Here is a 25,753-nt window from a genome sequence, read left to right as displayed (position 1 = left end):
AACATCTCATGTCCCCGCCCCGTTCCTTCGTCGACAAGATCATCTGCCCGGTGCGCGCCAAGCGCGAGCGCCGGAAAGAGGCGCGCCCCGGCGAACTGCTGGCCGCCGCACTCGACCTGTTCGTCGAAAAAGGCTTTGCCGCCACCCGCTCAGAGGAAGTGGCGGTGCGCGCCGGCGTCTCCAAGGGCACCCTCTTTCTCTATTTCCCGAGCAAGGAAGAGCTGTTCAAGGCCGTCGTCATGGAAAGCCTCGGCGGCCGTTTCACCGAGTGGAACGCCGAATTCGCGGCTTTCGAGGGCACCACGGCCGACATGCTGCGCTACTGCATGAAAGTGTGGTGGGAACGCGTCGGCATGACCCAGGCCTCGGGCCTGACCAAGCTCATGATGAGCGAGGGCGCCAACTTTCCCGACCTGGCTGAGTTCTACCGCCGCGAGGTGGTCCGCCCCGGCCACGAACTGCTGCGGCGCATTTTCCAGCGCGGCATCGACAGCGGCGAGTTCGCTCCGATGGACGTCGACCACGCGATCTATTCGGTGGTGGCGCCCATGATCTTCCTCATGCTCTGGAAGCATTCGGCCATGGTCTGCGTCGACGGCGCGTCGGCCCTCGACCCTGAAAAATACCTCGCCGCCCAGGCCGAGGTGGTGATCAACGGACTCTGCGTGCGCCCCGGAAGGCCGACCGCAGCGGAGGCGTCATCGGCGACGCCTAAAATTGAAGGTTTGTCCTGAGCCCACAAGGAAAGCCACGCCATGAACCCCACCCCCACCCTCGAGCGCCTGCGCTTCAACATGATCGAACAGCAGATCCGCCCCTGGGATGTGCTGGATACCGACATCCTCGAACTGCTGGCCGAAATCCACCGCGAAGACTACGTCCCCGACGCGCACCGCACGCTGTCGTTCTTCGACATGGAACTGCCGCTGCTCGACGGCTCCGTGCCCGGCGAAATCATGCTGTCGCCCAAGGTCGAGGCCCGCACGCTGCAGGACCTGCACATCCAGAAGCATGAATCGGTGCTCGAGATCGGCACCGGCTCCGGCTTCATGGCCGCCCTGCTGGGCGCCCGCGCCGCTCAGGTGCTGTCGCTCGAAATCAACCCCGTGCTGGCCGCCCGCGCCGCCGAGACGCTGCGCCAGAACGGCGTGACCAACGTCGAAGTGCGCCATGCCGACGGCGCCGTGCCGCTGCCCAGCGGCCCGAGCTTCGACGTGATCGTGCTCAGCGGCTCGGTCGCGCGCATTCCGCAGAACCTGCTGGGTTCGCTCAAGGTCGGCGGCCGCCTCTCGGCCATCGTGGGCGAAGAGCCGATGATGCGCGCCCACTTCGTCACCCGCACCAGCGAAAGCAAGTGGGACACGATCCAGCCCTGGGACACCGTGGCTCCGCGGCTGCTGAACTTCCCCGAGCCTTCGCGCTTCTCGTTCTGAGCTGGCGGTCCACCGAATGATCGACCAAGTCCGCCCCGCCGACCTCGCCGCCTGGTTCGCCCAGAACGCCGACGCCACCCCCGTGCTGCTCGACGTGCGCGAACCCTGGGAACTGCAGACGGCGAGCGTCGTGCCCCAGGGCTTCACCCTGGTCGCGATTCCGATGAACGAGATTCCCGGGCGGCTGGCCGAGCTGAACGACGGCCAGCCCGGACTTCGAATTGCCTGCCTGTGCCATCACGGCGCACGCAGCCAGCGCGTAGCCGCCTTCCTGAACCAGAACGGCTTTGACCAGCTCGCCAACGTGGCGGGTGGCATCGACGCCTGGTCTTCGCAGCACGACCCTTCCGTGCCGCGCTACTGATTCTTTCTCCAAGGACGTTCAATGCCTTCCAGGCCCCGGCTTTCGCCTCTTTCCGCAGCGCTCGCAAGCATCTTCGCAGCCCTGCTCGCATCGCCGGCCCAGAGCCAGACACTGAACGAACTCTACGAATCGGCCCGCGGCTTCGACGCCACCTACCAGGGTGCACGGGCCCAGTACGACGCCAGCATCGCGCGCGCCGCGCAGGCCAAGGCCGGCATCCTGCCCGCCGTGGGACTCACGGCCGGCGTGACGCGCAGCGACCTCGACATCGAAACCCTCACCGGCGCCGGCCGCGGCACCACCACGCCGCGCGACTTCAACACGCAGAACGTCGGCATCAACGCCACGCAGCCGCTGTACCGGCCGGCCAACTGGGCCACCTACGAGCAGGGCAAGCGCCAGGCCGACATCGCGCAGGCGGTGCTCACCATCGCCGAGCAGGACCTGATCGTGCGCGTGAGCCAGGCGTACTTCGACGTGCTCGCGAGCCAGGACAGCCTGGCGCTCGTGCGCGCGCAGAAAGTCGCGGTGGCTGAGCAGCTGGCATCGGCCAAGCGCAACTTCGAGGTCGGCACCTCCACCATCACCGACTCGCGCGAGGCGCAGGCCCGCTACGACCTCGTGATCGCCCAGGAAATCGCGGCCGAGAACGACCTGCAGGTGAAGAAGGTGGTGCTCGACCAGCTGGTCGGCCGCCCCGGCAGCGTGCCGGTGCCGCTGCGAGTGCCGGTGGTGCTGCCCACCGCCATGCCCGCGGACATCAACGCCTGGGTCGCGCAGGCCGACGAGGTGCACCCCGCCATCCAGCAGGCCCGCCTGGGGCTCGACGTGGCCGGGCTCGAAGTGGAGAAGGCCAAGGCCGGCCACAAGCCCACGCTCGACGCCAACCTGGGCTACAACGTCACGCGCAACCCGACGGGCACCAGCACGAGCACCGTGGGCACGCGCATCAACGCGGCCACGGTCGGCGTCACCTTCAACCTGCCGCTGTTCGCCGGCTTCGCCACCGAGAACCGCGTCAAGGAAACGCTGGCGCTCGAGGACCAGTCGCGCAGCGTGCTCGACGGCACCAAGCGCAGCGTGGCGCAGGCCACGCGCGCGGCGTACCTCGGGCTCGTCTCGGGTGCGGGGCAGGTGAAGGCGCTGGAAGCGGCCGAGGCCTCGAGCCAGAGCGCGCTCGATGCCAACCGGCTGGGCTACCAGGTGGGCGTGCGCATCAACATCGACGTGCTGAATTCGCAGAGCCAGCTGTTCCAGACCAAGCGCGACCTCGCGCAGGCGCGCTACAACGTGCTGCTGGGCAACCTGAAGCTGCGCCAGGCCAACGGCACGCTGACGATCGACGACATGAACGCGATCAACGCGACGCTGGCGAGCAGCGGCAGCGTGCCGGCGGTGCCTCCGGCCACGGGGCCGGATCGCAGCACAACGACGCCTGCCGTGACGCCGCCGAGCATCCCGGTGATTCCGCCGGTGCCGGTGCCGCCGTTCAATCCGCCGGCGCCGACGATGCCGACGGCACCGGTGCCGCCGGTGATCCTCAACCCGCCGGTGCGCTGAGGCTTTTTCTCCCTCCCCTTCCGGGGGAGGGCCGGGGTGGGGGCACGACGGCCTCGGCCCCACTGCTGCGCTCGTTGGGCGCTTGCCCCCATCCCAGCCTTCCCCCAGAGGGGGAAGGAGCAATACAAACTCAGTCGAGTGTGGGTTCGGCGCGCGGCGGCTCGTTTTCGAGCGGCGCATGCCCCGACACCACAGGCTCCGCCGCCTGCGCGATCGCCAGCACCGCAGCGGCCGTGCGCTCGGCCGCCCCGCGATTCGACGAAGAGAACGCCAGCGCGGCCTGCGCCATCGTGGCGCGGCGCTCGGGGTTCTCGACCAGCTTCAGCGCGGCCGTCACGGCCTGCTCCATGTTCTCGACGCGCAGCGACGCGCCGGCCGCCAGCGACAGCTGCGCCGCCTCGGCGAAGTTGAAGGTCGACGGTCCCATGACCACCGGGCAGCCGCAGGCCGCCGGCTCAATCAGGTTCTGCCCGCCCAGCGGCTCGAAGCTGCCGCCCAGCAGCGCCACGTCGGCCAGGCCGTAGTACAGCGCCATCTCGCCCAGCGAATCGCCGAGCCAGATCTCCGCCTCGGCCGGCTGGCCCGCCGCGCTGCGGCGCGCCACGGCGAAGCCCTCGGCCTCGATCAGCGCCGCCACTTCGTCGAAGCGCTGCGGATGGCGCGGCACGATCATCCATTGCACGTCATGCACGCGCTTGGCAATCGAGCGGATCGCGCCCTGCTCCGGCGGCACGGGCGAGGTCGCACCAAAGCGCTTGAGCACTTCGAGCAGCATCCGCTCCTCGCCGTCGCGCGAACTCGCGAGCACGACCATCGGCCGCGGCAGGTGCTCGCGCAGCGACACGGCCGCGTTCAGCTGGCGCACGTCAGGCGTGGCATCGAACTTGAGGTTGCCGTAGATCCCGGCCACCTTGGCGCCCAGCGACACCAGCCGGTGCGCATCGGCCTCGGTCTGCGCCCACACGGCCGCAAGGGCCGAATAGGCGGGCCGCGCGAGCCATGCGAGCCGTTCGGCCGCGGCCAGCGATTTCTCGTTGAGCCGCGCATTGGCCAGCACCAGCGGAATGCGGCGCTCGGCGCAGGCAGCGGCCATTTCGGGCCAGACCTCGGTCTCCATCAGCACGCCGATGCGCGGCTCGAAGCGGTCCAGGAAACGCGCCACCGCGCCCGGTGTGTCCCACGGCTGCCAGACCTGCGTGTCGCCCGGTTCGAGCAGCTTGGCGCCCTCTTCACGTCCGGTGGCGGTGCCGTGCGTGAGCAGGATCGGGATGCCCGGGTACTGCCTGCGCAGCTCGGCGATCAGGATGGCGGCCGCGCGCGTCTCGCCGAGCGAAACCGCATGCACCCAGCATTGGGCCTTGCCGGTGGTGGCTTCGTCGTAATGGCCGAAGCGCTCTTCCACGGCCACGCCATAGCCCGGCTCGGCCTCCGCGCGGCGCCGCAGCTTGCGGCGCACGAGCGGTTGCACAACGGTGGTGAAGACGCCGTAGAGGCGCAGCAGCAGGGAACGCACAGGCTCAGTGGGACGCTTCGGCGAGCTTGGCGTCGGGCTTGGCCGTACGCAGCAGCGCGAGCATCTCGGTTTCGATGCGCTTCAGCGCGGCATCGGTCTGGCCTTCGAAGCGAAGCACGAGCACGGGGGTGGTGTTCGACGCACGGATCAGGCCGAAGCCATCGGGCCAGTCGACGCGCAGGCCGTCGATGGTCGAGACCTTGGCCGGGGCCGCGAAGCTCGCGCCCTTCACGAGCTTGTCGACCACGGTGTGCGGCTCGCCTTCGGCGCAGGGCACGTTCAGTTCGGGCGTCGAGAAGCTGGTGGGCAACGCGTTGAGCACGTCGCTCGCGTTCGGGCTCTTGCTCAGGATTTCGAGCAGCCGGCAGCCCGCATAGGTGCCGTCGTCGAAGCCGAACCAGCGCTCCTTGAAGAAGATGTGGCCGCTCATCTCGCCGCCCAGCGGCGAATCGATTTCCTTCATCTTCGCCTTGATGAGCGAGTGGCCGGTCTTGAAGATCATTGGCACGCCGGCCGCGGCCTCGATGGCCGGCGCCAGGCGCTGCGAGCACTTCACGTCATAGACGATGGTGCCGCCAGGCACGCGCGACAGCACGTCCTGCGCAAAGAGTTGCATCTGGCGGTCGGGGAAGATGTTCTGGCCGTCCTTGGTGACGATGCCCAGGCGGTCGCCGTCGCCGTCGAAGGCCAGGCCCAGTTCGGCATCGCCCGCGGCCAGCGCAGCCATCAGGTCCTTGAGGTTCTCGGGCTTGCTCGGATCGGGATGGTGATTGGGGAAGTCGCCATCGACTTCGCTGAACAGCTCGGTCACCTCGCAGCCGATGGCGCGGAAGATGGCCGGGGCCGATGCACCCGCGATGCCGTTGCCGGAGTCGACCACGATCTTCATCGGACGGGCCAGCTTGATGTCGCCGGCGATGCGCTTCACGTAGGCCTCGGTCACGTCGACCTTGCGCACGCTGCCGCCGGGGGCGAGCTGCGCGGTGCCGGCTTCCATGGTCTTGCGCAGGCCCTGGATCTCGTCGCCGTAGATCGCGCGGCCGGCCAGCACCATCTTGAAGCCGTTGTAGTCCTTGGGGTTGTGGCTGCCGGTGACCTGGATGCCGCTCGTGCACAGCGTGTGGGCCGCGAAGTACAGCATCGGGGTGGTGACGGCGCCCACGTCGATCACCTCGACGCCGGTGGCGACGAGGCCCTTGATCAGCGCCTCGGCCAGCACAGGGCCCGACAGGCGGCCATCGCGTCCCACGGCCACGGACTTCTCGCCGGCGGCACGGGCGGCGCTGCCGAAGGCCCGGCCGAGCGCTTCGGCTACCTCCGCATCGAGAGTGACGGGCACGACGCCGCGAATGTCATAGGCCTTGAAGATGGACGCGCTGAGCTGCATGAAAGGCGTTTCCCTGTTGGTTTTTGGAACGAGGCATTGTAGGCAAGGCTCCGGGCGCCCACATGTCCGAAAACGGCCAGTTGAAACGAGTCGAAACCGTATCATTTCCCCATGCCCACCAGCCACACACCCACCGAAGCGCTCGAGAGCGACGCCTGCTACCTGGCGATGAAGACGCATGACGCGCGCTTCGACGGGTCGTTCTTCACCGCCGTGACCTCCACCGGCATCTATTGCCGTCCGGTCTGCCGCGTCAAGCTGCCGCGGCGCGAGAACTGCCGGTTCTTCCGCCACGCGGCGCAGGCCGAGGCAGCGGGCTTTCGCCCCTGCCTGCGCTGCCGGCCCGAGCTCGCGCCGCGCGCGGCCACATGGTCGACCGAGGACGCCTCGCGCATCCTCGCGCTGCAGGCGGCGCGGCTGATCGACGAGCCCGACGCGTGGTCGGAAGACGGCCCGGGCGCGGCGCAGATCGCGGCGCGGCTCGGCGTGAGCGACCGCCATCTGCGGCGCATCTTCGAGGTGCAGTTCGGCGTGTCCCCGCTGCAGTACCTGCAGACGCGTCGGCTGCTGGCCGCCAAGCAGCTCATTGCCGACACCCGCCTGCCGATGACGCAGGTGGCGCTGGCCAGCGGCTTCGCGAGCGTGCGGCGCTTCAATGCGGCCTTCCTCGAACACTACGGCCTGAACCCGAGCGCCCTGCGGCGCGCTGGCGGCGCCACGGCCGAGGGCGGCGAAGGCAAGGCGATCGAGGTGCGGCTGGGCTTTCGCCCGCCCTATGACGCCAACGCCATGCTCGGCTTCTTCGCGCGCCGTGCGCTGCGCGGCGTCGAAGTCGTCTCGACATCGGACGGCAAGCAGCCCGCCAAGGGCAGCACGCCCACTTACGCGAAGCTCACCCGCACGTTGCGCATCCAGCAGGGCGGACAGGCGCACGCCGGCTGGCTGCAGCTGCGCTTCGACCTCGAGCGCGAACAGGTGCTGCTGTCGATCAGCGATTCGCTGGCCGCGGTGCTGCCCATCGTCATCAGCCGCGCCCGCGCGCTGTTCGACCTCGACGCCGAACCGATGGCCATCAATGCGGCGCTGCATGCGGCCTTTCCGCACGGCGACGGACTGCGCGTGCCCGGCGCGGTCGACGGCTTCGAGCTGGCGGTGCGCGCTGTGCTGGGCCAGCAGATCACGGTGGCCGCGGCGCGCACGCTGGGCTCGCGGCTGGTCGAGGCCTTCGGCGAGCCGCTTGCGACGCCCTTCGAAGGATTGGATCGCCTGTTTCCCACGCCCGCGGCCATTGCCGACGCGAGCGGCGATGCGCTGGGCCAGCTCGGCATCGTGCGCCAGCGGCAGAGCGCGCTGCACGCCATCGCGCGCGAGGTCGCGGCCGGCAAGCTGGCGCTGCATGCGGGGGCGGACGTGCCATCGACCATCGCCGCGCTGCAGGAACTGCCCGGCATCGGCGCGTGGACCGCGCAGTACATCGCCATGCGCGCGCTGCGCTGGCCCGATGCCTTCCCGGCCGGCGACGTGGCGCTGCAGAAGGCGCTGGGCGTGACCACCGCGCGCGCGGCCAGCGAGGCCTCGCAAGCCTGGCGGCCGTGGCGCAGCTATGCAGTGCTGCGGGCGTGGCACGCGCCCTCTTCTCCTTCCCCTGTCGTGGCCGCCACCGACGCGGCGATCACGGAATCCCCTCTCATCACTACGGCAGGCCTCACCGCCTGAAATGTCATGAAGTTCAAGAGCAAAGTCATCTACACCTCGCACATCGATACGCCGCTCGGCGGCATCACGATGGCGGCCACCGACCAGGGCCTGGCCGGCGTCTGGTTCGACCAGCAGCGCCACTGGCCCGACACCGCAGGCTGGATCACGAAGGACGACCATCCCGCGCTCGCGGAGGCGGCCGCCCAACTGCGCGACTACTTCGCCGGCAAGCGCGAGCGCTTCGACATGAAGCTCGACCTGTCGCACGGCACCGCCTTCCAGCAGAGCGTGTGGCAGCAGCTGCTGGCCATTCCGGCCGGTGCCACCACGAGCTACGGCAAGCTGAGCATGAACGTGGGCAACCCGGCCGCAGTGCGCGCGGTGGGCGCGGCCGTGGGGCGCAACCCGATCAGCGTGATCGTGCCCTGCCACCGCGTGCTCGGTGCCGACGGCTCGCTGACCGGTTACGCTGGCGGGCTCGAACGCAAGACCGCCCTGCTCGAACTCGAGGGAGCGCTCTGAGCATCCACAAGAAGCAGAGCGAAAGACGCATGACCACCACGAACAACAACATCGCCGCCGCCACGCCCCTCGCACCCAGCGCCTGGCTCATCGACCTTGTGCTGCTGGGCGCGCTCTGGGGCGCGTCTTTTCTCTTCATGCGCATCGGCGCGGCCGAGTTCGGTGCGCTGCCGACGGCGGCGGTGCGGGTGGCGATCGCCGCGCTGTTCCTGCTGCCCATCGCATTGCTGCGCGGCCAGGGGCCATCCCTGGCGAAGCACTGGAAGGCCAGCTTCACGGTCGGTGTCTTCAACTCGGGCATGCCGTTCGCGCTGTTCTGCTTCGCGCTGCTGACCATCAACACCGGCCTGGCCGCCGTGCTCAATGCCACCACGCCGATGTTCGGCGCACTCGTGGCGTGGGCCTGGTTCCGCGAGCGCCCGAACGGCTCACGCCTCATCGGTCTCGCGATCGGCTTTGCCGGCGTCGCCATGCTCGCGAGCCGCAGCGCCGGCCTGCATGCGGGCGCCGGCGGCCATGCCGCGCTCTTCGCGGTGCTGGCCTGCCTGGGCGCATGCCTGTGCTACGGCATCTCGGCCAGCGCCACGCGCGCTCACCTGGGCGGCGTGCCCGCGCTGACCACCGCCACCGGCAGCCAGATCGGCGCCACGCTGTTCCTCGCCATTCCCGCCTTCTGGCTCTGGCCCGCGCAGATGCCCAGCCTGCGCGCATGGCTGGCGCTGCTGGCGCTGGGCATCGCCTGCACGGGCATCGCCTACATCCTGTTCTTCCGTCTGATCGAACGCGCCGGGCCGGCCCGCGCGCTGACCGTGACCTTCCTGGTGCCGGTGTTCGCGCTGTTCTACGGCGCGGTGTTCCTCGGAGAAAACATCACGCAGTGGATGCTGATCTGCGCGGCCGTCATCGTCTGCGGCGTGGCGCTGTCGACCGGCATCGTCAAGCTCGGCCTGCCGCGCAGGGCCTCGGCCTGAGCGTGTTTTCTTGCGGGGCGCCTACACGGCACCCGCGACGACGTTCACCGAGAGCGCCAGCACCAGCATGTTGAACGCAAAGGCCAGCACGCTGTGCAGCAGCGTGATGCGCCGCATCTCCTTCGAGGTCGCCTGCACGTCGGACACCTGCGAGGTCATGCCGATCACGTACGAGTAGTAGAGAAAGTCGAAGTAGTCGGGGGCGTCGTGCCCGCCCGGAAAATCGAGCCCACCGTCAGGCGTACCGTCCCGCTGGTCGATGTAGTAGCGGTGCGCATAGTGAAAGGCATAGATGGTGTGCATCGTCAGCCACGACCCTGCCAGCGCCACCAGGCCCAGCGCGACATGCGCCGCGCGCTCCCAGCCGCTCAGCCCCTTCACCTGCTGCAGCAGCATCGCGATGGCCACCACGCTCATGCCCACCACCACCAGCATCGAGACCAGGATCACCACATTGGGCTGGTCCAACGACTGGGCGCGCTCGCGCGTGCGCTTCGCATCGAAGGTGTCGGCCAGCCACCACGACAGCAGCTGGAAGACCCCCACGCCTACGCACCATCCGGCCAGCCCGCGCGCCATGCCGCTCATGGGCAGCGGCATCAGCGCGGCCGCAACGGCGCAGCCGGTGGCCGCGCCATAGAGAAGACGTTGGGGACCGGTGGTGGTGGAAAGATGTCGGCGCATGGGCGAGCACTGTAGCGCCGTAGCGTAGAAGGAGTCCTACAAGTACAGCGGCATTCCGCGCATCGAGAAAGCTCACGCGCGCCACTAGGGTTCTCGCTGTTCAAGGGAGCTTCGCCCGGAAGCACAGCGCAAGGCCTCAGGCCTGCGCCTATTTCATCGCGTGCCCGCGGCATCCATTTCCCATCCGGGTCACCAAGGATTTCATCCATGCTGCTGCTCCGCCCTCGCCCCGCTTTCGGCGCACTGTTCGGCACCGGCCTCCTGCTTGCCGCCGCGCCGGCTCTGGCCGATCCCTCGCCCGCGCTCGACCGGTTCAGCTTCTCGGTCGGCGCCTTCAGCGCCGATCCGAAGTTCAACGCCTCGGTCGGCACGCCGTATGGCACGCTGCAATCGGGCGACATCAAGCCGGGCCGCGTGACCATGCCGCGCATCACGGCCGACGTGCTGATCGGCGACAGCCACGGCGTCTCGTTCGACTACTACCAGTACCGGCGCGACTACTCCGGCGGTGTCGCGAACACCACGTCCCTGGGCAACTTCGGTTCGCTGAATACTTTCGGCAACGCCACCGTCAACACCAAGCTCGACTTTGCCAAGCTCTCGTACAAGTGGTGGATCGGCTCGGGCAACACCGTGCTCGGCCTGGGTGCCGGCGCGGCCTACTACCGTGCGACGCTCGGCGCGATTGCGCTCGCCGGGGTGAACGGCCAGGTCAGAACGCTGAACGAAAGCTCCAGCGACAACGCCGTGGCGCCGCTGCTCGAAGTGGGCGTGCGCCACGCCATCACGCCGGACCTGCGGCTGTTCGCCGATGCCTCGGGCGTGTGGAAGAGCAGCGGCCGCTTCCACGGCAACATCTACAACGCCTCCGCCGGCGTCGAGTGGTTCCCGGTGAAGAACGTGGGCCTGGTGCTCGCCTATGGCCTGACGAACATCGACCTGACGCGCGAGAGCGGCTCTGTCGATTCGCGTTTGAAGGTCCGCCTGCAGGGGCCTTCGGCTTTCCTCAAGGCACGCTTCTAGGCCCTGGGGCGTTCTGCGTGTAGCCAGTCTTCGCAAGACGCGGTGTGGCGGCCAGCCTTAGGCTGCGCCCATCATCGAAGAACGGAGACACAGAGCATGCCTGCAGCCGCCACCGGCCTCGCGCCGCCGCAGTTCCATCCGCGCATCTCGCGCATCGCGCTGGGCGACGTGATCCACCGCAGCGCGCGCCGCTTCGGCACGCGCACTGCGCTGATCGAGGGCGAACACCGCATGTCCTACGGTGAACTCGACGCTGCGTCGAACCGCTTCGCGCATCACCTGCTGGGCCTCGGCCTCTCGAGCGGCGAGCGCGTGGGCATGCTGTGCAACAACTCGATCCAGATGGTGGTCGCCATGCTGGGCATCCAGAAGGCCGGGCTGGTGTGGGTGCCGATCAACACCGCGCTGGCAGTGGACGCCATCGGCTACATCCTCGCGCATGCCGGGGTGCGCCACCTGGTGATCGACACCGCGCTGCATGCGAAGCCCGAGCTGCGCGAACTGCTGGCTGCGCAAGGCATCGCGCCGATGCTGTGCGTGCTCGACGGCGATGCGCCGCCCGCCGGCCTGCCGACCGTGCCGCAGGCCATCGCGCAGGGACCTCACACGCTGCCCGAAGTGCCCATCGACAGCACGCAGCTTGCGCTCATCATGTACACCAGCGGCACCACAGGGCGCCAGAAGGGCGTGATGCATTCGCATGCGTCGGTTCACTCGGTGCTGCTGAGCAACATGGTCGAATGGGGCAGCAGTCCCGAGCGCGCCGACGTGTGGAGCAGCGTGCTGCCGCTGTTCCATTGCGGCCAGCACACGGTGCTGATGTCGGCGCTGGCGGTGGGCAGCGCGCTCGTCGTGCTGCGCGGCTTCGACCCCGGCGCGGTGCTCGCCGCCATCGAGCGCCACCGGATCACGGTGATGGTCGGCCTGCCGATGATGTACGGCGCGCTGCTCGCGCACCCGCAGCGCGCTGCGCGCGACCTGTCGAGCCTGCGGCTGTGCGTCTACGCGATGGCGCCGATGTCGCGCACGCTGCTGCTGCGCCTGCTCGACGGGTTCTGCCCCAACTTCGCACTCGTCTCGGGCCAGACCGAGATGTACCCCGGCGCCACCATCTTCGAGGTGCAGGAGCAGCGCAAGCGCTTCGGCTCGTATTGGGGCGTGGGCACGCTGGTGAACGAGGTCGCCGTGATGGGCGATGAGGGCGAACTGCTCGGGCCGGAGCAGGTCGGCGAGATCGTCTTTCGCGGCCCCAACGTGATGCTGGGCTACTACAAGGACCCGGAGGCGACGGCGAACGCGCAGCGCTTCGGCTGGCACCACTCGGGCGACCTGGGCAAGTTCGACGGTGACGGGCAGTTGATTTTTCTAGACCGCTTGAAGGACATGGTGAAGTCGGGCGGCGAGAACGTGCCGTCGGTCAAGGTCGAGGAAGTGCTGCTGCGGCACCCCGCCGTGCTCAATGCGGCGGTGGTGGGCCTGCCGCACGAGCGCTGGGGCGAAGCCATCACCGCCTTCGTCACGCGCCGGCCCGATGCGCCAGCGGACTTCACCGAGGCCGCGCTGGCGGCGCACTGCAAGGAGCACCTCGGCAGCTTCGAGGTGCCGAAGGAAATCGTCTTCCTGCCCGCGCTGCCGATGACCTCCACCGGCAAGATCCAGAAGTTCGAGCTGCGCAAGGCACACCAGGGGCTCTATCAACGGGGCTGACCCGGTGACAGCAGCGCCGCCCGCACTTCCTTCTTCAGTACCTTGCCCACCTTGGAGCGTGGCAGGTCGGGCCATACCTCGATCTGCTTGGGCGCCTTCACGCCGCCGATGCGTGTCTTGACGAAGGCCTTGATGTCTTCCACGTCCACATGCCGACCGGCATGCAACTGCAGCACGGCCACCACGCGCTCGCCCCACTTCTCGTCGGGCAGGCCAACCACCGCGCTGTCCTGCACGTCTGGGTGCTGCATCAGCACCTGCTCCACCTCGGCGGAGTAGACGTTGAAACCACCCGAGATGATCATGTCCTTGGCGCGGTCCACGATGTAGAGAAAGCCGTCGGCATCGAGATAGCCGATGTCGCCCGTGTGGTGCCAGCCGAAGCGCCGCGCCTCTTCGGTGGCGCGCGCGTCTTTGTAGTAGCCCAGCATCACGAGCGAGCCGCGCACCACGATCTCGCCGCTTTCGCCCGTGGGCAGCAGTGCGCCGTCGCCGCTCATCACGCCCACCTGCACCAGCGGCCCGGGCCGGCCGGCCGACGTCAGGCGATGGCGTGCGACCGTGCCGTCGGCGTTGAAGTGGTCGCGCGGCGACATCATCGAGATCATCATCGGCGCCTCGGTCTGGCCGAAGAGCTGTGCCATGACGGGGCCGATCTTCCCGAGTGCTTCCTCGAGCCGCGCGGCCGACATGGGCGCTGCGCCGTACCAGAAGCATTGGAGCGAATCGAGCTTCGCGCTCGCCAGCTGCGGGTGCTGCAGCAGCATGTAGATCAGCGTGGGCGGCAGGAAGGTGTGGGTGATGCGGTGTTCTTCGATCAGCCCGAGGAACTCGCCCAGGTCGGGCTTGGGCATGATCACGACCTGCCCGCCCAGCGCCATCACCGGCAGGCACAGCACACCGGCCGCATGCGTGAGCGGCGCGAGCGCGAGGTAGGCGGGCCGGCCCTCGAAGGGATAGCCCATCAACGTGAGCGCCGACATGGCTTCGAGGTTGCGCCCCGACAGCATCACGCCCTTGGGCTGGCCGGTGGTGCCGCCGGTGCCGGCGATCATGGCCACGTCGTCGGGCGGCGCGATGTCGAGGGGTGAATCGTCCAGCCCTTGCAACCACTCTTCCATGGAGGGCGCAAAGGCCTGCGGGCCGTCAAGGCACACCAGCGCCCGCAGCTTGGGCAGTTGCGAGCGCATCTGCTCGACCATGGCCGCGTAGTTGCCGTGAAAGACCAGGCACGCGCAATCGAAGGCGTCGAGCACGAACGCGTTCTCGCTCGCCTCGTTGCGCGGATTGATCGGGCACCACACGCAGCCCGCGCGCGAGATGCCGAACACCGTGGCGAATGCCATCGCGTCGTTGCTCGAGAGCACGGCCACCTTGTCCCCCGGCCGGACGCCGGCGCGCTGCAGGCCGCGCGCCACGCGCCAGCTGATGCGCTGTACCTGCGCATAGCTCAGTTCGGTGCCGCCCAAGGCCAGGCACGGCGAATGGGCGCCCAGCTGGGCGCCCTTGTCGAGATAGTCGACGAGGCGCATGCGAGTCAGCCCAGCCGCGTGAGCGCAGGCTCCTGCACCAGTCCGAAGCTGCGCAGCGCGCCCAACAGCTCGCGATGCCCGAAGGCCTGGCAACCCGAGGCGAAGCCGGTGCGCCGCGGTGCATGCTGCAGCAGCGAGGCGGCCGCATAAGCCTGTAGCAAGCCGGTCTGTTTGTAGTTGCAGTTGCCGAAGATCACGCAGTGCACACGGCCCAGCGGACCGGAGGCATGCACCGAATCGACGGACTTGTTGATGCGCGGGTTCTCGCGCGGTGGCATGGTGTTCATCACGCCCGATGCCGTCTTGGACAGGGCGGCATAGCGTTCTTCGTCGTTCATGCCCTCGGTGGCCTTGAGCGCGGCGGCCACGATCTGCGGCACGCCCTGCATCAGCGCCTTGTTGAAGACGCCGCCGAGCACCTTCACGTTGGCCACGCGCGGATCGCGCTTGAACCACACCGGGTGCGAGGTGCCGCCCCAGGGCAGCGCCAGCGCCGCCTCGTGCTGCCCGGGAATCGACAGGTGGTACAGGCCCGCGTCGGGCTGCCATTCCACGTACTCGTTCTGCTCCAGGTAGTAGGCCTTCGACGTGGCCGCATTGACCAGGATGGTCTGGGTGGATGCGATGGTCGGGCTGCCGCCCCAGAACACGGCGATGTCCAGCGTGTCGAGCCCGGGTGTCTCCAGGCACAGCTGGGCGGCGATCTCGCCAGTGGTGTACATGTGTGCCAGGCCGGGCGACAGCAGCAGGCCCGCGGCGGCGAACTTGGCGCCGTACTTCTGCTCGAGCGTGATGAGCCAGTCCTGCTCGCCCGTGGTGTCGGTGTAGTGGCACCCTGCGGCCAGGCTGGCTTCGACGACCTCGTGGCCGAACTTGGCGAAAGGCCCCACCGTATTGAGCACCACCGAAGCATCGGTGAAGAGCTCCGTGAGCGCTTTCACCGAATGCGCCACCTCCACCACATCGTGGCTCGCGGTCTCGATGCCGGGCACGTTGGACTTCATCGCCGCGTCCACCTTCTCTTGGCTGCGGCCCGCGGCGATGAAGGGGATGTTGTACTCGCGCAGGTACTCGCAGACCAGGCGGCCGGTGTAGCCGGAGGCGCCGTAGACGACGACGGGTTTCTTCTTGCCGGTGCTCATGTTGTGTCTCCTTGGTGTTGTGTGTTCACATGCCCATGCCGCCATCCACCGCCAGGCCCGCGCCGGTAATGAACCGGGCTGCATCGGAGCAGAGGAAGACCACCACGTCGGCCATGTCGCCGACCTCGCCGAGACGGCCCAGGGGTGTCTGGCCGATCACGTCGCCGACGGCTGCCTCGACGCTCGGCGCGAGCCCCGCGGCCACGATGTCGCTGGCGAGCTTCATGCCCATGTCGGTGGGCACCAGCCCCGGGTATATGCAGTTCACGCGCACGCCGTAGCCCAGCTTGCCGGACTCCATGGCCGCGACACGCGTGGCGCGGTCGACCGCCGACTTGGTGGCCGAATAGCCCGCAATGGCCGGAAACGCGATGGTCGCCGCGACCGACGCGATGTTGACCACCGCTCCTCCGCCGCCCGCGCCGCCGCCGGGCCGCATCGCGCGAAACGCGTGCTTCATGCCGAGCAGCGTGCCGGCCACGTTGACATCGAGCATGCGGCGCAGGTCGTCACCGTCGACGTCGACCACCAGCGAGGTGATCTCGATGCCGGCGTTGTTGACGAGGATGTCGAAGCCGCCGAGCTCCTTGACGGTGGTCTCGGTGGCCGAGGCCCACTCGGCGTCCTTCGTGACGTCGAGCGGCACGAAGCCCACCTTCGCTCCCGACGCGGAAAGCCTGGCAGCGGTTTCGCGCCCCAGGTCGGCGAGCACGTCGCCAATCATCACGGACGCGCCGGCCGCCGCCAGCGCTTCGGCAATGCTCGCGCCAATGCCGCGCGCACCGCCCGTCACCAGGGCCTTGCGCCCTTTCAAGTCGAACTTGCCCATCGCTTGTCTCCTGTAGATGTGTTGTGGGATGGAGCGGTCATCCTAGAAATCGACTTGACAGTCGTCAAGTTTTTATTTGACGACTGTCAAGATTTCCTAGAATGGCATGCAGGGCGCGCCGGATGCGGGTTCTCCCGCTTGCGTGCTATGGTTTGCAATCACGAGGAACACAGGGCTGGCATGCGTGCGGTCCGGCTTTCAATGACGACACATCAACGGGCAAAGAAACACGCCGAACGGGTGCCCAAGGCGCGGATCGACAAGTTCTCCGAACGTCGCGCCGAACTGGGCGAGGCCGCGCTCACCACGCTGGCGGCACTGGGCTATGCGCGCACCAGCCTGCGCGAGATCGCGCAGAACTCGGAGTTCTCGCACGGCGTGCTGCACTACTACTTCAGCGACAAGGTCGACCTGATCATCTGCAGCGTCAAGCAGTACAAGGCGCGCTGCGTCAAGCGCTACGACCATGCCGTGGAGAGCGCCACCACCTGCGACGAACTGATGGAAGGCTTCCTGCAGAGCCTGGCCGATACGCTGCGCGATGAAGGCCACGTGCACCGCCTCTGGTACGACCTGCGTTCGCAGGCGCTGTTCGAGGAAGCCTTCCGCGCCGATGTCGTGCAGATCGACAAGAGCCTGGAAGACATGATCTGGCGCATCATGAGCCGCTTCGCCGAACTCTCGGGCGAGCTGCCCGGCATGCCGCCCTCGGCCACCTATGCGCTGTTCGACGGACTGTTCCAGCAGGCGCTGCTGAAGCACCTGTCGGGCGATGCAAAGGCCGTCGACCAGATGCAGGCCGATGTGCGCCAAGCCATCTCGCGCCTGTTCGCCGCGCCTGCCAAGGCCATGCCTGCTGCGGCCCGCAAGCGCAGCACCCGACACGCACAACCCGCCTGACGGTCGGCCCATGGGCCGCCAAAGTGTTGTTTCGTCAGTGCTAACCCTGCGGTCCGGGCCTGTTCCCTCGAGTGGATGAATGTAATAATTTAGTTACAACACCACCCTCCGGAAAAAGTCCCCATGAAACACCGCGCCGCCCTCCATTCACCTCGCACCATCGCCCGCGGTACGGCCGCGCTGCTTCTCGCAGCCTGCGCTTCGTCGCATGCCTTTGTGATCGGTGTCAGCGAAGGGGTGAGCTACAACGTGTCCGACGCACAGGTCACCGCCCGCTTCGAGCCCATCGCCGAGGTGCTGTCCAAGGCGCTCAAGCAGCCGGTGACGATCAAGATCTTCAATTCGTACAACGGTGCGCGCGACGCGCTGAAGCAGCAGCAGGTCGACTTCGCCTTCGTGCACCCGTCGCACGTGGCCCTCGGCGCTATCAAGGGCGGGCAGTACAGCGCATTCGCCTGGACCACCGGCTACACCGACTACAAGGTGTCGTTCCTGTGCAAGGAACAGCAGCCGATCTCCGACTGGAAAAGCGTGGCCGGCAAGCAGCTGGTCATGCCCGACGCCGACTCGATCACCGCGGTGATCACACGCGCGATGCTGCGCGAGCAGGGCCTGCAAGGCACTGCGGTCAAAGTCACCAACACGCGCTTCCAGGAGGCCGTGCCCTTCTACGTGCAGAACGGCTTTGCAGCCTACGGCGCAACGGCAGCCTCCAGCGTGATCAAGACCTGGAAAGACGGCGGCGGCAAGGTCTGCGCGGAATCGCGCGCCGTGCCGATCAAGCAGTGGCTCGCGTCGCGCAAGCTCGATGCGGCCACGGTGAACGCGGCGCGCGATGCGCTGCTGAGCCTGGCGCAGACCGACGCCGGCAAGCGCGCGCTCGCTGCGTCCACCTATGTGGGCTTCGTCACGCCTTCGTCCGACGTCGAGTCCTCGCTGATGAGCTGGCTGGGGATCTGAGGGGCAAGGCCGTACGCGCACGCCGCCTGCCCGGCCCGGGCAGAATCCGGCGCTTGCCGTCTCCCTCCCAAGGACTCCCTCCATGACCGATCTCTCGAGCTTCCCCATCACGAAAAAATGGCCCGCGCAGCACCCTGACCGGCTGCAGCTGTATTCGCTGCCCACGCCCAACGGCGTGAAGGTGTCGATCATGCTGGAGGAGACCGGCCTGCCCTACGAGCCGCACCTCGTGAGCTTCGAGACCCACGACCAGACCTCGCCAGCGTTCCTGTCGCTCAACCCGAACAACAAGATCCCGGCCATCCTCGACCCCGATGGCCCGGACGGCAAGCCGCTGGCGCTGTTCGAATCGGGCGCCATCCTCGTGTACCTCGCCGAGAAGACCGGCAAGTTCATTCCGCAGGACGCCGCCGGCCGCTACGAAACCCTGCAGTGGGTGATGTTCCAGATGGGCGGCATCGGCCCGATGTTCGGCCAGCTCGGCTTCTTCAACAAGTTCGCCGGCAAGGACTACGAAGACAAGCGCCCGCGCGACCGGTACGTGGCCGAATCGAAGCGCCTGCTCGGCGTGCTCGACCAGCGCCTGTCGGATCGCGCATGGATCGTGGGCGACAGCTACACCATCGCCGACATCGCCACCTTCCCGTGGGTACGCAACCTGATCGGCTTCTACGAGGCAGCGGACCTCGTGGGCTTCAAGGATTTTCCGAACGTGGCGCGCGCGCTCGAAGCCTTCGTGGCGCGCCCCGCCGTGGTGGCGGGGCTGGGCATTCCGAAGCGCGGCTGAGCGCCTGCTCAGTTCGCGCTGAGGTCCATCAGCATGCGCGACAGCAGGTAGAGGCGCGGCACCACGCTCTCGACCTCCGCGTATTCCTCCGGCGTGTGGATGCCGCCACCCACGATGCCGAAGCCATCGAGCACCGGCACGCCGACGCCCGCCACCAGGCTCGCGTCGGCCGCGCCGCCGCTGCTCTCGACGGTGAGCTTCTTGCCGATCTCGCCGTAGATGCCTTCGGCCATGCGCACCAGCTTGTCGGACGCGGGCGAACGCGGCATCGGCGGCAGGCCGCGGATCAGGCGCACGCGCACCTCGGTCTCGGGGATCAGCTTGTTCTGCGAGATGCGGACCAGGTCTTTCTCCACGCGGTCGAGCTCCTCGGGCGTGGCCGCGCGCACATCGCCCTTGGCGCTCGCGGTCGCCGGAATCACGTTGGTCGGTCCGTTGGCCGTGAGCACCGTGAAGTTGACGGTGGTCTTCTTCGCCGCGTCCGCCGTCTTCGACAGCTGCAGCACCTGGTGCGCCACTTCCATCGCCGCATTGCGGCCCGCCTCGGGCGCCACGCCCGCGTGAGCGGCCAGCCCCTTCACCTCGACGAGCGCGGTGGCCGAGCCCTTGCGCTCGACAACGAGACCATCGGCCGGGCGGCCCGGCTCCAGGTTCAGCGCCACGTCGTGCTGCTTCGCGATGCGCTCGATCAGCGCGCTGGTGCCGACGGAGCCGGTCTCCTCGTTGGTGTCGAGCAGGAAGGTGATCTGCCCATAGTCCTTGAAGCCGATCTGCTGCAGGATCTTCAGCGCGTAGAGCCCGGCGATCACCCCGCCCTTGTCGTCCATCACGCCGGGGCCGTAGGCGCGGCCGTCCTTGATGTAGAAGGGCTTGGCCGCAGCCGTGCCTTCCTTGAACACGGTGTCCATGTGCGCGAGGATCAGGATCTTCTTCTTGCCCTGGCCGGTCAGTGTCGCGACCACGTTGGTACCGGGATGCGGATCGGCCGGAAAGGTCTCGATGCGCGCACCGAGCTTGCGCAGCTCTTCCACCGCCATCTCCCGGACCTTGTCGAGGCCCGCGGTGTCGGCCGAGCCGGAGTCGATGTTGACCATGCGCTCCAGCATCTTCAGCGCCTCGTCCTTGCTTTGCGTGGCGGCGTCGAGCACGCCCTGATGCGGCTTCTGGGCCATGGCATTGCCAGCCAGGAGCGCACACGCGAGCGCGGTGCATTGGGCGATGGCGAGCATGTGGCGGCGAGCGGGAGTCCGCGATTTCATGGCTGAAGAAGCCGAAGCGGGATGGCGCGAGAGGGTCGTCATGTTGTTCGTTCTGTTGAAGGAATGTCGAGGAAGGCGCGGCAGGCTATCACCCGACTCGCGAACGGATCAAGCTCACGATGCGGGCGCTGCCGCACGCACTCTACAGACACTTCAACCGGAAAAGCTCAGCCCGAAAAGTCTTCCCCGCGCAGCTCGATCGGCTGCCCATGCGGCGTGCGGCCGGCCGCGTGCTCCCAGGCATGCCGGTAGCGGGCCAGTTCGTCGCCCGAGCTGGCGCCCTTGCTGGCCACGAGCTTCTCGAGCGCGGCCAGCCAGTGCAGGTAGTAGGTCTGGCCGGTGTCGGGGTCGCCCGCGGCCTGAGCCTCGGAGATCTGCGCCGCCAGCGCCTCGGCCCATTCGGGCCATGTGAAGAGGCCGCGCTCGTGCAGCGCAAGCGTCATCGCGAAGGCCTGGGCTTCCCATAGCGCGCTGAACACCGGCCCGTCCGCATCGCGCGGCATGCCGGGCGACAGCGGCATGCGCTCGCCGCTCATTGGAATACCTTCGTGCTTCGCACTGCGGTGCGAGCTTGCTTGGGGCGGCCCGGCGCGGCGCTCATGCCACGGCCTCCAGATAGCTCTCCCACGCATCGACCGACACCGAGAGGTTCTGGCGCGGCGCATCGTCGCCCCACAGTTCGGCTTCGTCGAACTCCACCGTGTAGAGCCACTGCGGCTGCTCGCCGAGCCCTTGCGCGTTGGTGTCGGCGAACACATGCGCGCCATGTACGTGAACGATGGTGCCGCGCTTGCCCTGCACATAGGCCGGCAGCCGCGTGTGATGGTCGACCTTGCCGAGGTGCATGCGCACCTCCTGGCCAGGAGCGAAGCGAGCCGGTGCAGGTGCTGGTCGCTCGGCGGGCGAGCCCTTGGCCAGCACCGACTGCACATCGGCCGCGCGCAGCACGCGGGCCACAGGCGCGGCCGCGTGGCGCATCTCGCCGCTCGCGATCTCGTCGGGAAAGAGCTGACCGCGTTGCAGCATCAGCTGCTCTAGCGCGCGAAGCCAGATCTGGTAATAGCTCAGCTCGCCATAGTCGGGCAGCGTCTCGCGCACGGAGCGGCTCGCATCGATGTTCCACGAGCCCGTCGCGCCCATGGCCAGCACGAGCGCCAGCGCGCGCGGCTCCCAATCGGCATGAAAAAGCTCGCCCTCGGCTTCGGGCACCACCTTGCCGAAGCCGGGCTGCCCGCCGAGGTCCGCCTTCGTCGCGTAGCTCATGCGGCGCTCCCCGCTTGCGCAGGCACGCCGGCCAGCCGCGTGCCGATCATCGAATCGCGCGAGACCAGATCGGCAAGCTCGTCTTCACTCAGGCCTTCAGTGCCGGCGGACCGCTGCGGAATCACGAGGTAGCGCACCTCGGCGGTCGAATCCCATACGCGGATGCGCGTGGTCTCGGGCAGGGTCACGCCGAAGTCGGCAAGCACGCCGCGCGGGTCCTTCACCGCGCGCGAGCGGTACGGCGCGCTCTTGTACCAGGTGGGCGGCAGGCCCAGCACCGGCCACGGGTAGCAGCTGCACAGGGTGCACACCACCATGTGGTGCGTGTCGTCGGTGTTCTCCACTGCCACCATGTGCTCGCCCTGCCGGCCGGTGTAGCCCAGCGAGGCGATGGCTGCCGTGGCGTCGGCCAGCAGCCACTGCCGGAAGGCCGGATCGACCCAGGCCCGCGCCACCACCCTCGCGCCGTTGCGCGGGCCGATGCGGGTCTGGTAGGTGTCGATCAGCACGTCGAGCGCGGCCGGGTCGATGTAGCCCTTCTGCGCGAGCACGCTTTCGAGCGCACGCACGCGCAGGTCCATCTCGCCGAGTTCGCTGTGTTCGTGGTCATGGCCATGGTCGTGACCGTGGCCGCTGTCGTCGTGGGGGTGGTCTGCACTCATTCCGACGATGCTACGCCCGGGCACTTAAAATTCGAAGCCACCCGCCAGATCCCCCCGGAAGCCCCTCGCTCATGACCCCCACGCCCGCCCGCCCCGTCCGCTCCCAGTACGAAGACTTCATGCGCCACGTCGACACGCATGGCGTCTTCAAGAGCGACCGCACGGGCACGGGCACCAAGAGCGTGTTCGGCCACCAGATGCGCTTCGACCTGAACGAGGGCTTCCCGCTGGTCACCACGAAGAAGGTGCACCTGAAGTCCATCATCCAGGAGCTGCTGTGGTTCCTCACCGGCTCCAGCAACAACAACTGGCTCAAGGAACGCGGCGTCACCATCTGGGACGAATGGGCGCGCGAGGACGGCGACCTGGGCCCGGTGTACGGCGTGCAATGGCGCAGCTGGCCCACGCCCGACGGCGGCCACATCGACCAGATCGCCGACGTCATCAAGACGCTGAAGACCAACCCCGATTCGCGCCGCATCATCGTGAGCGCATGGAACGTGGCCGAGCTGTCGAAGATGGCGCTCATGCCCTGCCATGCCTTCTTCCAGTTCTACGTGGCGCCGCCGCAGGCCGAGGGTGAACGCGGCAAGCTCAGCTGCCAGCTCTACCAGCGCAGCGCCGACATCTTCCTGGGCGTGCCCTTCAACATCGCGAGCTACGCGCTGCTCACGCACATGGTGGCGCAGCAGTGCGACCTCGACGTGGGCGACTTCATCTGGACCGGCGGCGACTGCCACATCTACAGCAACCATGCCGAGCAGGTCGCGCTGCAACTCAGCCGCACGCCCTACCCGTACCCCACGCTGAACATCAAGCGCAAGCCGGCGTCGATCTTCGAATACCAGTACGAAGATTTCGAGGTGCTGGACTACCGGCACGGCGATCCGATCAAGGCGCCCGTGGCGGTATGAGCGGAATGAGCAAGCCCCGCGTCAACCTCATCTTCGCGCGCGCCGCCAACGGCGTGATTGGCGCGAACAACACCATCCCCTGGCACATCCCGGAGGACATGGCGCACTTCAAGCAGCAGACCGCGGGCGCGCCGGTGATCATGGGCCGCAAGACCTGGGACTCGCTGCCGCCACGCTTCCGGCCGCTGCCGGGCCGGCAGAACATCGTGGTGACGCGGCAGCCCGGCTGGCAGGCCGACGGCGCACTGCGCGCGGGCAGCCTGCAGGAGGCGCTGTCGCTTTGCGAATCGTCATCGAAGGCCGACGCCGTGTGGGTCATCGGCGGCGCGCAGATCTACGCCGAGGCCGAGCCGCTCGCGCAGCGCGCGGTCGTGACCGAGGTTGCGCGCAACTACGAAGGCGATGCCTACGCTCCGGATCTCGACGCAGCCGTGTGGCGCGAGACGCAGCGCGAATCGCATGTCTCGGCCAAGGAAGGCCTGGGCTTCAGCTTCGTGACCTACGAGCGCATCGCATCCCCGAACGGATGAGCGGCGACAGTTTGGCCAGCCCGGACGGTTCAACAAACTAGCCGTCCGTCTGCCGGGAACAAACTGGCACCTTCGTCGCACCCGCAGCGCGAAAGGAAAACTTCGGTACGCGCCGGAAAAGGCATGCGCGGTTCAGGGTTTAGACAACGCCAATTGTTTGTGCGCAAAATGTCGCTCCCGCCCTCAACCCAAGGAGACGGCTCATGTCCATGGAATTTCTTCGGGTCATCGCCGAGCAGAAATTGCCATACGTCATTCACACGCCGGCAGACATCGACAGGCTGCGCGTGCTGCGTGCGGCAGAGTTGGTGACGGCCTTCATTCCGCCCTCGGACCGCGCGCCCGATGCGCGCGCGATACGCCAGCTGGCCCAGGTCGAATCGATCACCGCCAAGGGCAAGCTGGCGCTCAACAAGGCCACGTCGGCATTCATCGAGCTGTAGGAAGCCGCGCCTTCGGCCTCGCATGGCGCGCTGCGCGGGCATCGCGCAAATGATGCGGCTCACGCTGCGGTTCTTGCCACTGGCTGGGCCGGATGTGCCGAACGGATTCGCCCTCCGCGCACCGAGTCGTCTGCTTTCGTGACAAAGCACTCGTGCATGTAACTTCAGAAGACGAACTCTCGTCGGATCGGGCATGCAGCCCTGAAGGCGAGGCGCCTTGCGCAGGGCGCCGCTCAAGCCATCACCGAGGCAACGGCAGAATGTGCGACGAATTACCTTCGCACGAGGATTGCGAAAACCAAGGCCCCGCGGCCCGTGCCACACTGACAGCCCTGCAGATACTTGTCGACCTCATGAAAATAGCCACCTGGAACGTCAACTCCCTCACCGCACGCCTGCAGCACGTGCTCGACTGGCTCATCGCCAATCCGGTCGACGTGCTGTGCCTGCAGGAACTCAAGATGACCGACGACAAGTTCCCGCTCGACGTGCTCAAGTCGGCCGGCTATGAAGCGGCGGTGTTCGGCCAGAAGACCTACAACGGCGTGGCGATCCTCAGCCTTGCGCCAATGCGCGACGTGGTGAAGAACATCGGCGGCTTCACCGACGACCAGTCGCGCGTGATCGCAGCCACCATTGAAACGCCGTCGGGTCCGCTGCGTGTGGTCAACGGCTACTTCGTGAACGGCCAGGCGCCGGGCACTGACAAGTTCGAATACAAGCTGAAGTGGCTCGACGCGCTGCGAGACTGGCTGCGCCAGGAAATGGTGTCGAACCCGAACCTCGTGCTGCTGGGCGACTTCAACATCACGCCGGAAGACCGCGACAGCTTCGACCCGGTGGGCCTGAAGGAAACGATCCACCACACCACCGAGGAGCGCAATCATTTCAAGGCGCTGCTCGAACTGGGCCTGACAGACAGTTTTCGCATGTTCGAGCAGCCCGAGAAAAGCTACTCGTGGTGGGACTACCGCATGCTGGGCTACCAGAAGAACCGCGGGCTGCGCATCGACCACGTCCTGGTGAGCCAGCCGCTGGTGCCGCGCGTGAAGGGCTGCATCATCGACCGCGTGCCGCGCAAATGGGAAAAGCCGAGCGACCATGCGCCGGTGGTGCTCGATGTGGACCAGGGGGCCTGACCGATGGCCGCGCCCACCCGCATCGCAGGCCGCATCGCATTGGTGGCCACCGCACTCGCGCTGTCTGCCTGCTCCCTGCTGAAGCCCACCGACAAGGCCGAAGGCGGTACGGGCGCCACCGCGACCTCCCCCACCGGCGAAGCCGCGCCGGACGACCGCAACGTGCCCACCGTGCGCCTGATCACGGCACAAACGCCAGCCGTGCGAACGTATCGCAAGATCGGCGCACGCCACATCTACAACAAGTACGCAAGCCGCATCTACAAGGGCAAGATCCCGCCGCTGGTGTATGCGGTGGTGGTGGTCGAGACCGAGATCGACGCCACCGGCAAGGTGGTGAACGTCACGTTCAGCCGCACGCCGAGCCATGCGCCCGAAGTGCCGCCGATGATTGCCGAACTGATCAAGGCCACGTCGCCACTGCCCAATCCGGGCAAGCTGGGCGGTCACACGTACGTTGACACCTGGCTCTGGGACAAGAGCGGGAAATTCCAGATCGACTCGCTGACGCTCGGCCAGCGCAGCCGGTGA

At 67.7% G+C, this 25,753-nt stretch carries 27 protein-coding genes; 17 read left to right on the top strand and 10 right to left on the bottom strand.

Going from position 1 to position 25,753, the window contains the following annotated elements; translation table 11 throughout:
- Nucleotides 1-8: 8 nt before the first annotated feature.
- From ASD05_RS03030 to ASD05_RS03015, 4 genes are read left to right on the top strand one after another with little or no spacing between them, the layout of a single operon-like run.
- Complete coding sequence (locus tag ASD05_RS03030) at nt 9-734, top strand: TetR/AcrR family transcriptional regulator (protein WP_056587398.1); 726 nt, start codon at nt 9-11, stop codon at nt 732-734.
- A gap of 21 nt (nt 735-755) precedes the next feature.
- Nucleotides 756-1,433, top strand: a complete 678-nt coding sequence (locus tag ASD05_RS03025) for a protein-L-isoaspartate O-methyltransferase family protein (RefSeq protein ID WP_056587397.1) — start codon at nt 756-758, stop codon at nt 1,431-1,433.
- 16 nt (nt 1,434-1,449) lie between these two features.
- Nucleotides 1,450-1,797 carry a rhodanese-like domain-containing protein gene (locus ASD05_RS03020; RefSeq protein ID WP_056587394.1) on the top strand — a complete coding sequence of 116 codons (348 nt, stop codon included), beginning with the start codon at nt 1,450-1,452 and terminating at the stop codon, nt 1,795-1,797.
- 21 nt (nt 1,798-1,818) lie between these two features.
- Entirely contained in the window at nt 1,819-3,357 is a 1,539-nt protein-coding gene (locus ASD05_RS03015; protein WP_056587391.1) for a TolC family outer membrane protein, read from the top strand.
- Nucleotides 3,358-3,487: 130 nt separating this feature from the next.
- On the opposite strand, the gene ASD05_RS03010 is transcribed toward ASD05_RS03015, so the two are convergent.
- Nucleotides 3,488-4,870 (bottom strand): 3-deoxy-D-manno-octulosonic acid transferase, encoded by a 1,383-nt coding sequence (locus ASD05_RS03010; RefSeq protein ID WP_056587387.1) that lies wholly within the window; start codon nt 4,868-4,870, stop codon nt 3,488-3,490.
- A 4-nt stretch (nt 4,871-4,874) separates the two neighbouring features.
- On the bottom strand, nt 4,875-6,257 hold the full coding sequence (locus ASD05_RS03005; protein ID WP_056587384.1) for a phosphomannomutase/phosphoglucomutase: 1,383 nt from the start codon (nt 6,255-6,257) through the stop codon (nt 4,875-4,877).
- Between the two features lie 111 nt (nt 6,258-6,368).
- On the opposite strand from ASD05_RS03005, the gene ASD05_RS03000 reads away from it, so the two are divergent.
- Genes ASD05_RS03000 through ASD05_RS02990 form a run of 3 tightly spaced genes read left to right on the top strand, consistent with a single transcriptional unit; the run spans nt 6,369 to nt 9,448 of the window.
- Nucleotides 6,369-7,973 carry a DNA-3-methyladenine glycosylase 2 family protein gene (locus ASD05_RS03000; RefSeq protein WP_056587381.1) on the top strand — a complete coding sequence of 535 codons (1,605 nt, stop codon included), beginning with the start codon at nt 6,369-6,371 and terminating at the stop codon, nt 7,971-7,973.
- A gap of 6 nt (nt 7,974-7,979) precedes the next feature.
- Nucleotides 7,980-8,477, top strand: coding sequence for a methylated-DNA--[protein]-cysteine S-methyltransferase (locus ASD05_RS02995; protein WP_056587378.1), 498 nt, complete (start codon nt 7,980-7,982; stop codon nt 8,475-8,477).
- Nucleotides 8,478-8,506: 29 nt separating this feature from the next.
- Nucleotides 8,507-9,448 (top strand): DMT family transporter, encoded by a 942-nt coding sequence (locus tag ASD05_RS02990; RefSeq protein WP_056587375.1) that lies wholly within the window; start codon nt 8,507-8,509, stop codon nt 9,446-9,448.
- Between the two features lie 21 nt (nt 9,449-9,469).
- Here the strand turns inward: ASD05_RS02990 and ASD05_RS02985 are convergent, their stop codons facing one another.
- Nucleotides 9,470-10,132, bottom strand: coding sequence for a DUF1345 domain-containing protein (locus ASD05_RS02985; RefSeq protein WP_056587373.1), 663 nt, complete (start codon nt 10,130-10,132; stop codon nt 9,470-9,472).
- A gap of 207 nt (nt 10,133-10,339) precedes the next feature.
- Here ASD05_RS02985 and ASD05_RS02980 point away from each other — a divergent pair, with 207 nt between their 5' ends.
- A complete protein-coding gene (locus tag ASD05_RS02980; protein WP_056587370.1) occupies nt 10,340-11,155 on the top strand; it encodes a hypothetical protein in 816 nt (271 codons plus the stop codon).
- Between the two features lie 96 nt (nt 11,156-11,251).
- Nucleotides 11,252-12,862, top strand: coding sequence for a class I adenylate-forming enzyme family protein (locus ASD05_RS02975; protein WP_056587367.1), 1,611 nt, complete (start codon nt 11,252-11,254; stop codon nt 12,860-12,862).
- Here the strand turns inward: ASD05_RS02975 and ASD05_RS02970 are convergent.
- The 3 genes from ASD05_RS02970 to ASD05_RS02960 are packed head-to-tail and all read right to left on the bottom strand — an operon-like array spanning nt 12,850 to nt 16,365.
- Nucleotides 12,850-14,394, bottom strand: a complete 1,545-nt coding sequence (locus ASD05_RS02970) for an AMP-binding protein (RefSeq protein ID WP_056587364.1) — start codon at nt 14,392-14,394, stop codon at nt 12,850-12,852. The genes ASD05_RS02975 and ASD05_RS02970 overlap by 13 nt on opposite strands.
- Before the next feature lie 5 nt (nt 14,395-14,399).
- On the bottom strand, nt 14,400-15,536 hold the full coding sequence (locus ASD05_RS02965; RefSeq protein ID WP_056587360.1) for a DUF5938 domain-containing protein: 1,137 nt from the start codon (nt 15,534-15,536) through the stop codon (nt 14,400-14,402).
- A gap of 25 nt (nt 15,537-15,561) precedes the next feature.
- Nucleotides 15,562-16,365 carry an SDR family NAD(P)-dependent oxidoreductase gene (locus ASD05_RS02960; protein WP_056587357.1) on the bottom strand — a complete coding sequence of 268 codons (804 nt, stop codon included), beginning with the start codon at nt 16,363-16,365 and terminating at the stop codon, nt 15,562-15,564.
- Nucleotides 16,366-16,566: 201 nt separating this feature from the next.
- On the opposite strand from ASD05_RS02960, the gene ASD05_RS02955 reads away from it, so the two are divergent.
- The 3 genes from ASD05_RS02955 to ASD05_RS02945 all read left to right on the top strand — a co-directional run bounded on the left by ASD05_RS02955 (nt 16,567) and on the right by ASD05_RS02945 (nt 19,012).
- Nucleotides 16,567-17,265, top strand: coding sequence for a TetR/AcrR family transcriptional regulator (locus ASD05_RS02955; protein ID WP_056587354.1), 699 nt, complete (start codon nt 16,567-16,569; stop codon nt 17,263-17,265).
- A gap of 123 nt (nt 17,266-17,388) precedes the next feature.
- On the top strand, nt 17,389-18,225 hold the full coding sequence (locus tag ASD05_RS02950; RefSeq protein WP_056587351.1) for a phosphate/phosphite/phosphonate ABC transporter substrate-binding protein: 837 nt from the start codon (nt 17,389-17,391) through the stop codon (nt 18,223-18,225).
- Between the two features lie 82 nt (nt 18,226-18,307).
- Nucleotides 18,308-19,012, top strand: a complete 705-nt coding sequence (locus tag ASD05_RS02945) for a glutathione S-transferase N-terminal domain-containing protein (protein ID WP_056587348.1) — start codon at nt 18,308-18,310, stop codon at nt 19,010-19,012.
- Between the two features lie 8 nt (nt 19,013-19,020).
- On the opposite strand, the gene ASD05_RS02940 is transcribed toward ASD05_RS02945, so the two are convergent.
- The 4 genes from ASD05_RS02940 to nthA form a co-directional block, all read right to left on the bottom strand.
- Complete coding sequence (locus ASD05_RS02940) at nt 19,021-20,271, bottom strand: glutamate carboxypeptidase (RefSeq protein WP_056587345.1); 1,251 nt, start codon at nt 20,269-20,271, stop codon at nt 19,021-19,023.
- A 167-nt stretch (nt 20,272-20,438) separates the two neighbouring features.
- Complete coding sequence (locus tag ASD05_RS02935; protein ID WP_056587342.1) at nt 20,439-20,807, bottom strand: nitrile hydratase accessory protein; 369 nt, start codon at nt 20,805-20,807, stop codon at nt 20,439-20,441.
- Nucleotides 20,808-20,868: 61 nt separating this feature from the next.
- Complete coding sequence (nthB, locus tag ASD05_RS02930; RefSeq protein WP_056587339.1) at nt 20,869-21,534, bottom strand: nitrile hydratase subunit beta; 666 nt, start codon at nt 21,532-21,534, stop codon at nt 20,869-20,871.
- Nucleotides 21,531-22,196, bottom strand: coding sequence for a nitrile hydratase subunit alpha (gene nthA / locus ASD05_RS02925; protein ID WP_056587336.1), 666 nt, complete (start codon nt 22,194-22,196; stop codon nt 21,531-21,533). The genes nthB and nthA overlap by 4 nt, the downstream gene beginning before the upstream one ends.
- Before the next feature lie 71 nt (nt 22,197-22,267).
- On the opposite strand from nthA, the gene ASD05_RS02920 reads away from it, so the two are divergent.
- From ASD05_RS02920 to ASD05_RS02900, 5 genes are all read left to right on the top strand, one after another.
- Nucleotides 22,268-23,110: a thymidylate synthase gene (locus tag ASD05_RS02920; RefSeq protein WP_056587333.1), complete on the top strand. Its 843-nt coding sequence runs from the start codon at nt 22,268-22,270 to the stop codon at nt 23,108-23,110.
- 5 nt (nt 23,111-23,115) lie between these two features.
- Nucleotides 23,116-23,640, top strand: coding sequence for a dihydrofolate reductase (locus ASD05_RS02915; RefSeq protein ID WP_413748048.1), 525 nt, complete (start codon nt 23,116-23,118; stop codon nt 23,638-23,640).
- Nucleotides 23,641-23,843: 203 nt separating this feature from the next.
- Nucleotides 23,844-24,083, top strand: coding sequence for a hypothetical protein (locus tag ASD05_RS02910; RefSeq protein WP_007829428.1), 240 nt, complete (start codon nt 23,844-23,846; stop codon nt 24,081-24,083).
- Between the two features lie 353 nt (nt 24,084-24,436).
- Nucleotides 24,437-25,222 (top strand): exodeoxyribonuclease III, encoded by a 786-nt coding sequence (gene xth / locus ASD05_RS02905; protein ID WP_056587325.1) that lies wholly within the window; start codon nt 24,437-24,439, stop codon nt 25,220-25,222.
- Nucleotides 25,223-25,225: 3 nt separating this feature from the next.
- The gene (locus ASD05_RS02900; RefSeq protein WP_056587322.1) at nt 25,226-25,753 is read left to right on the top strand and encodes a hypothetical protein; all 528 of its coding nucleotides are present in this window, start codon (nt 25,226-25,228) and stop codon (nt 25,751-25,753) included.

Origin of the sequence: Variovorax sp. Root434, from assembly GCF_001426595.1 — a bacterium.
In the GTDB taxonomy this organism is placed as follows: Bacteria; Pseudomonadota; Gammaproteobacteria; order Burkholderiales; family Burkholderiaceae_C; genus Variovorax.
Note: the sequence above shows the minus strand (reverse complement) of the source record. Positions and strands in the feature narration are given on the sequence as shown.